1 protein-coding gene is annotated in these 9,670 nt (G+C 69.8%); it reads left to right on the plus strand.

All coding sequences use genetic code 11. From position 1 onward, the window contains the following. On the plus strand, positions 1-9,670 hold a 9,670-nt coding region (locus QRD43_RS22625; RefSeq protein WP_285984784.1), incomplete at both ends, for a non-ribosomal peptide synthetase.

Raw genomic sequence — 9,670 nt, forward strand, 5'->3', positions numbered from 1 at the left:
CCTACGGTCCGACCGAGACCACGGTGAACGCCACCATCCACGAGCCCGGGGCGGGCCAGGAGGAGTGGCGGGCCATCGGCCAGGCCATGGCCAACACGCGGCTGTACGTGCTGGACGCCCACCGACGCCTGGTGCCACCGGGCGTGGTGGGGGAGCTCTACATCGGCGGGGCCGGGGTGGCGCGAGGCTACCTGGGCCGGCCGGATCTGACGCAGGAGCGATTCCTGGCCGATCCCTTCGTGAAGGACGGGGCAGGGCGGATGTACCGCACCGGCGATCTGGTGCGCTGGCGCGAGGATGGGGTGCTGGAGTACGTAGGCCGCAACGACGCGCAGGTGAAGCTGCGCGGCTACCGCATTGAGCTGGGCGAGATCGAGGCGCGCTTGCTGGCGCAGCCCAGCGTGCGCGAAGCCGTGGTGCTGGCCCGCGAGGATGAGCCGGGACACAAGCGCCTGGTGGCATATGTGGTGCGGGATGTGGCGCAGGATGCGGCACAGGACGGTGAGGGCGACGACACCCTGGCAATGGACACCCTCCGCCAGGCGCTGACTCAGGAGCTGCCGGGCTACATGGTGCCCAGCGCCTTCGTGCTGCTTCCCTCGCTGCCGCTGACCCCCAACGGCAAGCTGGACCGCCGCGCCCTGCCGGCACCGGACCTGCAGGCACTGGCGACCCGAGGCTACGAAGCCCCGCAAGGCGAGCTGGAAGAACAGCTGGCTGCGCTGTGGGCCGAGGTGCTGCAGCTGCCGCGTGTGGGCCGGCACGACAACTTCTTCGAGCTCGGCGGTCACTCGCTGCTGGCGGTGACGCTGATCGAGCGCATGCGCCAGGCCGGCCTGGCCAGCGACGTGCGAGCGCTGTTCAGCACGCCGAGCCTGGCGCAGCTGGCTCAGGGGTTGCAAGGCAGCTCCGAACAGACTCGTGAAGTCGAGGTGCCGCCCAACGCCATCCCCGAAGGAGCGACCCACATCACGCCGCAGATGCTGCCCCTGGTCTCGCTGAGCCAGGCTCAGCTGGACGCCATCGTGGCCCGCGTGCCCGGCGGCGCCGCCAATGTGCAGGACATCTACCCCCTGGCACCGCTGCAGGAAGGCATGCTGTTCCACCACCTGATGGCGGCCCAGGGCGATGTGTACCTGCAGGACGTGCTCTTCAGCTTCCAGGAGCGTGACAAGCTGGACCGCTTCGTGCAGGCCCTGGGCCAGGTCGTGCAACGCCACGACGTGCTGCGCACCGCGCTGCACTGGGAAGGCCTGGACGAGCCGGTGCAGGTGGTCTGGCGCGAGGCACCGCTGGTGGTGCAGGAGGAGACCCTGGAGGTCGACGACACCCAGGACGCCGCCGCACAGCTGCGCGAACGCTGGGATCCGCGGCACACCCGGATCGAGCTGACCCAGGCGCCGCTGATGCGAGCCCATGTGCTGCACGATGCGGCCCAGCAGCGCTGGCTGCTGCTGCTGCTGATGCACCACCTGGCGACCGACCACCAGGCGCTGGAGGTCATGCAGCAGGAGATCGCCCTGCTGCTGAGCGACCGGGGTCAGGACTTGCCTCCCGCCCAGCCCTTCCGCAACTATGTGGCGCAGGCACGCCTGGGGCTCAGCCCCGCGCAGCACGAGGCCTACTTCCGCGAGCAGCTGGGCGACGTGGATGAACCGACGCTGCCTTACGGCCTGTCGGATGTGCAGGGCGACGGCAGCCAGGTCGGTGAAGCGCACTTGGCACTGCCAGATTCGCTGAGCCGCGGGCTGCGCGCCCAGGCCCGTCGCCTGGGCGTGAGCGTGGCCAGCCTGTGCCACCTGGCCTATGCCCAGTTGCTGGGCCGGGTCAGCGGGCGTGAGGACGTGGTGTTCGGCACCGTGCTGTTCGGCCGCATGCAGGCCGGGGCCGGGGCGGACCGCGCGCTGGGTCTGTACATCAACACCTTGCCCTTGCGCGTCAAGCTGCAGGGCCCGGTGCTGGGCGCGGTCAAGCAGGTCCAGCAAGACCTGGCCGGCCTGCTGCGCCACGAGCATGCCCCGCTGGCGCTGGCCCAGCGTTGCAGCGGGCTGGAGAGCGGTGTGCCGGTCTTCACCGCCTTGTTCAACTATCGCCACAACGTCGCAACAGCGGAGAGCGCGGACGACGCTCAACTCGCCGACTTCGCCAAGGACGTGGACGTCCTCATCGGCGAAGAGCGCACGAACTACCCCTTCCTGGTCACCCTGGATGACAACGGCGCACAGCTGCACATCAGCGCCCGCGTGCAGGCACCGGCCTCTGCCGCCCGTGTCTGCGAAGCCCTGTGCGCCATCCTGCAATCCCTGGCCCAGGCACTGCAGTCGGCCAGCGAGACGCCGCTGGAGACCCTCGACGCCATGGCTGACGCCGAGCGGAACGCGCTGCTGGCGTTCGGCGCCGCCCAGTCGACCTTCCCCGCGGCCCGTGGCTTGCACCAGGTGTTTGCAGAGCAGGCGCAAGGCCATGCGGACCGCGTGGCCCTGCAGCTGGGTGAACGGACCCTGCGCTATGCCGATCTGGAACAGCAGGCCAACCGTCTGGCTCACGCATTGCGCCAGCGAGGCATCGGTGCGGAGTCGCGGGTCGCCCTGTGCTTCGAGCGCAGCTTCGAGATGCTCATCGCCATCCTGGCGGTGCTGAAGGCGGGGGCGGCCTACGTGCCCCTGGATCCCGCTCAACCGACGGACCGCCTGCGCTACTGCCTGAAAGACAGTGCACCGGCCCTGCTGCTGACCCACGGCGACGTTGACGCCACGGTGCTCGAAGGGCTGAGGAACGAGCTGGTCTCTGCCGATCGCCTGCTCCATGTCGAACCCGGGCTGGCGGCCTTCCAGCATCTGCCGGGCAGCGAACCGGAACAGTCCGGCTTCTCGCCCCGCCAGCTGGCCTACGTGATCTACACCTCGGGCTCCACCGGGCAGCCAAAAGGGGTGATGGTCGAGCATGCGCAGGTCATGCGCCTCTTCGAAGCCTGCCAGGCCTGGTACGGCTTCGGGCCGACGGACGTCTGGACCTTGTTCCATACCTATGCCTTCGACTTCTCCGTCTGGGAGATCTGGGGGGCGTTGCTGCATGGCGGCCGCCTCGTGATCGTGCCGGGTGCGGTGGCACGGGACGCCGAATCCTTCCACGAACTCCTGTGCACGCAAGGCGTGACGATCCTGAACCAGACGCCGAGCGCGTTTCGTCAGCTGATCGCCGTCCAGGGGCTGCGCGAGCGCCCGCATGCCTTGCGGGAGGTGATCTTTGGCGGCGAAGCCCTGGAGCTCAGCGCGCTCAAGCCCTGGTATGACCGGCCGGTGAACGCCGGGACCCGACTGGTCAATATGTATGGCATCACCGAGACCACGGTGCATGTGAGCTACCGTCCGCTGACGGCCGTCGACGCGAACCGCGCGGGTCCCGGACCGATCGGATGCCCGATCCCCGACCTCAGCCTGCGACTGCTCGACCCTCAAGGCAGGCTGGCGCCCATCGGTGTTGCGGGAGAAATCCATGTCGGCGGTGCCGGTGTCGCCCGCGGCTACCTGAACCGCCCCGACCTGAACGAGCAGCGCTTCCTGGCCGACCCCTGGGTGCCAGGCGGCCGGCTGTACCGCTCCGGCGACCTGGCCCGCTGGACGGAGGAGGGCGAGCTGGAGTACCTCGGTCGGAACGACCATCAGGTCAAGGTGCGCGGCTATCGCATCGAGCTGGGCGAGATCGAGGCGAAGCTGCTTGAGCAGCCCGGCATTCGCGAAGCCGTGGTGCTGGCACGAGAGGACGAGGCCGGCCACAAGCGGCTGGTCGCCTATGTCGTGGGTGCGGAGCCCGAGAACGACCCGGACACCGAGACCCTGCGTCAGGCCCTCGAGCGGGCATTGCCGTCCTACATGGTGCCCAGCGCATTTGTTCGGCTCGACGCCATGCCCCTGACTGCCAACGGCAAGCTCGACCGTCGCGCGCTGCCCGCGCCAGGCGGGCAGGACCACGCACACCGCAGCTACGAGGCGCCGCAAGGCGAGATCGAAGAGCGGATTGCCGAGTTGTGGGCCGATGCGCTGCAGTTGCCGCGCGTGGGCCGCCATGACAACTTCTTCGAGCTGGGCGGGCATTCGCTGCTGGCCGTGACGCTGATCGAACGCATGCGCCAGGCGGGCTTGTCCAGCGACGTCCGAGCCCTGTTCAGCGCCCCGAGCCTGGCACAGCTGGCCCGGCAGCTGGAGAGCGGCGACGGTGGTTCGCGCCCGCTGGAAGTCCCGCCCTCGACCATCCCCGAGGGTGCAAGCCGACTCAGCCCGGACATGCTGCCGCTGGTCCAACTGAGCCAGCAGCAACTGGACGCGCTGGTCAGCCGCATCCCCGGCGGGGCGGCCAACGTGCAGGACGTCTATCCGCTGGCGCCCCTGCAGGAAGGCATGCTCTTCCACCATCTGATGGGAGGAGAGGGCGATGTCTACTTGCTGCGCGCGGTGCTGCGATTTGAGCAAGGCGAGAGACTGGATCAGTACCTGGCCGCGCTGCAGCGGGTGCTGGCGCGCCATGACGTGCTGCGTACCTCGCTGCATTGGGAAGGCCTGGACGAACCCGTTCAGGTGGTCTTGCGCGCCGTCACGCTCCCGGTGCAGACCTTGCAGGCCGAGGCGCTGGGCGTTCCCAGTGATGCCTCGGGGGACGAGGCCCTGCAGGCGCTGCTGCATCAGAGTGATGCGCGCCGACAGCGACTGCCGCTTCAGACAGCGCCGTTGATGCAGGCGCGGGTTCTGCGCGAACCGGGTCGCGACAGCTGGCTGATGGCGCTGCTGGTCCACCACATCGCCGTGGACCACCAGTCGATGGATGCCATGCAGCAGGAGATTCTTTGGGAGCTCAACGGACATGGCGGCCGCCTCTTGCCCACCCGGCCCTTCCGGGAGCACGTCGCACAGGCGCGGCTGGGCATGAGCACCTCACAGCACGAGGCCTACTTCCGCGAGCAACTGGGCGGCGTGGATGAACCCACCTTGCCCTATGGCCTGTCCGATGTGCAAGGGGATGGCACCCAGGTCGGCGAGGCGCATCTGAGCTTGCCTGAACCGACCAGTGCCGGTCTGCGCCTGCAGGCCCGCCGCCTCGGCCTCAGCCTGGCCAGCCTGTGCCACCTGGCCTTTGCGCAGGTGCTGGGCGCGGTCAGCGGCAGGGACGACGTGGTCTTCGGTACCGTGCTGTTCGGTCGCATGCAAGGCGGAGCAGGCCAGGCGCTGGGGCTCTATATCAATACCTTGCCCTTGCGGGTGCGGCTGCTGGGGCAGATTCGCGATACCGCGCGCAAGGTCCAAAGAGATCTGGCCGGGCTGCTGCGTCATGAGCACGCCTCGCTGTCACTGGCCCAACGCTGCAGCGGACTGACACCGGGCGTGCCGCTGTTCTCTGCCCTTCTCAATTACCGCCACAGCGATCACGAAGCCCAGGGGCCGACGGAAGCACTGGATCTGGATGCACTCCAGGGTGTGGAGTTCCTGCACGGGGAGGAAAGCAGCAACTACCCATTCAATATGGACGTGGACGACAGCGGCGCCGGCCTCACGCTGACCGCGCAGGTGGCCGGGCATGGTCGCGCGCAGGATGTCTGCGCGCTGATGGCCCAAGCGCTGGCAAGTCTGGAGCAGGCGCTGCGCGAAGGCGGGCAGGGCGCGCTGAGTGCGCTGCCGGTGCTGCCGCTGGCGCAGGAGGAGCGGCTGCAGGGCTTCGGCCAGCCGGCCCAGGCGCTGAGCGCCGAGCTGGCCCAGCGCTTTGACGAGCGTGGCAGCCTGCCCGGGCTCATCCAGGCGCAGGCCCGGCGCAGCCCGCAGGCGCTGGCCCTGGTGGACGAGCAGGAGCAGCTGAACTATGCCGAGCTGGACGCCCTGACGCAGCGACTGGCGGCCCACATCGCGCCGCATCTTGCGGGTGCGAAGGAAGCGAAGGACGGCCAGCCCCTGGTGCTGCTGTGCCTGCCCCGCGGGGCGGCGCTGGTGGCCGGCGTGATCGCCGTGCTCAAGGCTGGCGCGGCCTACGTGCCGGCGGACCCGGCCTACCCCAGCGAGCGTCTGGGCGCCATGCTGCGCGACAGCGGCGCCCGGGTGGTGCTCACGCATGGCGAGCTGGAGGCCTCGGCGCAGGCCCGGCTGGCGATGGCCGTGGCAGCGCAGGAACAGCCGCCGGTGGTGCTGGATGTGCGCGAGCTGCGCCAGCAGGAGGTCACGACGCAGACCCTGCCGGAGCGAGGGGCGAGTGCCTCGTCGCTGGCCTATGTGATCTACACCTCGGGCTCCACCGGGACGCCCAAGGGCGTGATGGTCGAGCACCGCCAGGCGCTGAGCCAGCTCGGCGCGGTGGTGCAGCGCACGGGGCTGAGCGCGCAGGACCGCGTGCTGCAGTTCGCCTCGGTGGCCTTTGACGTGTCGGTGGAGGAGATCTTCGCGACGCTGGGCGTCGGAGCGACGCTGGTGCTGCGCAGTGACGCCTGGCTGCAAGGGGCGCCGGCCTTCTGGCAGCGCTGCCAGGCCCACGGGATCACGGTGGCGGACCTGCCGCTGCAGTTCTGGGAGCAGCTCATCCAGCAGGACGAGCCGATCGCGGCCAGCCTGCGGCTGATCATCATCGGCGGCGAGGCGCTGAACCAGCGGGCGCTGGCGCGCTGGTGGCAGCGCGAAGGGCACCGCCCCACGCTGCTCAACGCCTACGGTCCGACCGAGACCACGGTGAACGCCACCATCCACGAGCCCGGGGCAGGAGAAGAGGAGTGGCGGGCCATCGGCCAGTCCATGGCCAACACGCGGCTGTACGTGCTGGACGCCCACCAGCGCCTGGTACCACCGGGCGTGGTGGGGGAGCTGTACATCGGCGGCGCTGGGGTGGCGCGAGGCTATCTGGGCCGTCCGGATCTGACGCAGGAGCGATTCCTGGCCGATCCCTTCGTGCAGGGTGGATCGGGGCGGATGTACCGCACCGGCGACCTGGTGCGCTGGCGCGAGGACGGGGTGCTGGAGTATGTGGGTCGCAACGACGCACAGGTGAAGCTGCGCGGCTACCGCATCGAGCTGGGTGAGATCGAGGCGAAGCTGCTGGCGCAGCCTGGGGTGCGCGAGGCGGTGGTGCTGGCCCGCGAGGATGAGCCGGGGCTCAAGCGCCTGGTGGCCTACGTGGTGAGCGATCGCGCGGAGGATGAGGCGCAGAGCGGGGCAGAGGCTGCTTCGACAGACGACTCAAAGAACGACTCAAAGGTCCGTTCGGAAGCCGATGCACAGTCGGTGCAGGCCCTACGCCAGGCGCTAGAGCAAGCGCTGCCCGTCTACATGGTCCCCAGCGCCTTCGTGCTGCTTCGCTCGCTGCCGCTGACCCCAAATGGCAAGCTGGACCGCAAGGCCTTGCCGGCCCCGGATCTGCAGGCACTGGCCGCCCGGGGCTACGAGGCCCCGCAAGGCGAGCTGGAAGAACAACTGGCCGCGCTGTGGGCCGAAGTGCTGCAGCTGCCGCGTGTGGGCCGGCACGACAACTTCTTCGAGCTCGGCGGTCACTCGCTGCTGGCGGTGACGCTGATCGAGCGCATGCGCCAAGCCGGCCTGGCCAGCGACGTGCGAGCGCTGTTCAGCACGCCGAGCCTGGCGCAGCTGGCTCAAGGCCTGCAAGGCACCGAGCAGCTCCGCGAAGTCGAGGTGCCGCCCAACGCCATCCCCGAAGGCGCGACAGAGCTCACGCCGCAGATGCTGCCCCTGGTGTCCTTGAGCCAGGCTCAGCTGGACGCCATCGTGGCCCGCGTGCCCGGCGGCGCCGCCAATGTGCAGGACATCTACCCCCTGGCACCGCTGCAGGAAGGCATGCTGTTCCACCACCTGATGGCGGCCCAGGGCGATGTGTACCTGCAGGACGTGCTCTTCAGCTTCCAGGAGCGGGACAAGCTGGACCGCTTCGTGCAGGCCCTGGGCCAGGTCGTGCAACGCCACGACGTGCTGCGCACCGCGCTGCACTGGGAAGGCCTGGACGAGCCGGTGCAGGTGGTCTGGCACGAGGCACCGCTGGTGGTGCAGGAGGAGGCCCTGGAGCTCGACGACACCCAGGACGTCGCGGCACAGCTGCGCGAACGCTGGGACCCCCGACACACCCGGATCGAGCTGACCCAGGCGCCGCTGATGCGGGCCCATGTGCTGCACGATGCCGCCCAGCAGCGCTGGCTGCTGCTGCTGTTGATGCACCACCTGGCATTGGACGACACCAGCATGCGTGAGATGCAGGGCGAAGTCCTGTCGCTGCTTTCTGGTGCTCAGCCGCCGAAGCCGCCTGCTCAGTCCTTCCGCCATCACGTTGCGCAGGCGCGGCTGGGGCTCACCCCCGCGCAGCACGAGGCCTACTTCCGCGAGCAGCTGGGCGATGTGGACGAACCGACGCTGCCCTACGGCCTGTCGGACGTGCAAGGCGACGGCAGCCAGATCGGCGAAGCCCATCGCGCGCTGCCCGATTCACTGAGCCAAGCGCTGCGCACGCAAGCCCGTCGCCTGGGCGTGAGCGTGGCCAGCCTGTGCCACCTGGCCTATGCCCAGTTGCTGGGCCGGGTCAGCGGGCGTGAGGACGTGGTCTTCGGCACCGTGCTGTTCGGCCGCATGCAGGCCGGCGCCGGGGCGGACCGCGCGCTGGGGCTGTACATCAACACCTTGCCCCTGCGCGTCAAGCTGCAGGGCCCGGTGCTGGGCGCGGTCAAGCAGGTCCAGCAAGACCTGGCCGGGCTGCTGCGCCACGAGCATGCCCCGCTGGCCCTGGCTCAGCGTTGCAGCGGGCTGGAGAGCGGCGCGCCGGTCTTCGCCGCGCTGCTGAACTACCGCCACGGTCTGGCACAGAGCGCGCAGGACGGCGCGACATCCAGAGAGCAGGAGCAGGCGCTGGCCGGCATGACGCTGCTCGGCGGCAGCGAAGAGCGCACCAACTACCCCTTCACGCTCAGCGTGGATGACCTGGGCGAGGATGGTCTGGCGCTGAGCGCCCAGGTCAGCGCGCCCGCCCAGGCGGCGCGCGTGTGCGCGCTCATGCAGCAGGCGCTGCAGGGCCTCGTCCTGGCACTGCAGTCCGCGCCGGACCAGCCCCTGGCCGAGCTGCCCCTGCTGAGCGCCTCGGAGCAAGCCGAGCTGCAAGCCCTGGCCGAGCATGTGCGTCCCTATCCGGACACCCAGACCCTGCCTCAGCTCTTCGACGCCATGCGCCAGTCCCATGCCGACGCCATCGCCGTCGTGCAGGGCGAGCGCCAGCTCAGCTATGCCCAGTTGAACGCCTGCAGCCGCCGCCTGGCTCAGACCTTGAGCGACCAAGGCGTCGCCCCCGGCGACACCGTGGCCACGCGGCTGGAGCGCTCGCTGGAACTGGTGGTGGCCCAGTTGGCCATCCTCCAGGCCGGCGCGGTCTACGTCCCGCTGGACCCGCAGATGCCCCAGGCGCGCCAGCGCCTGATCGTCCAGGACTGCGCCGCGCGGCTGCTGCTGCAGTCGCCCGAGGAGGCCTCGCCCCTGGACGACCTGGCCTCGCTGACGGTGTCGATCGACGCCTTGCTGGCCGAGCCGGCGCGCCCCGCCCAGCCGCTGCCGCACGACGCCCAGGCCGCCGCCTATGTCATGTACACCTCCGGCTCCACCGGCCGGCCCAAGGGCGTGCGGGTGCCCCATCGCGCCGTCTCGCGCGTGGTGCT

The organism is Roseateles subflavus, assembly GCF_030285365.1.
In the GTDB taxonomy this organism is placed as follows: Bacteria; Pseudomonadota; Gammaproteobacteria; order Burkholderiales; family Burkholderiaceae_C; genus Roseateles_B; species Roseateles_B subflavus.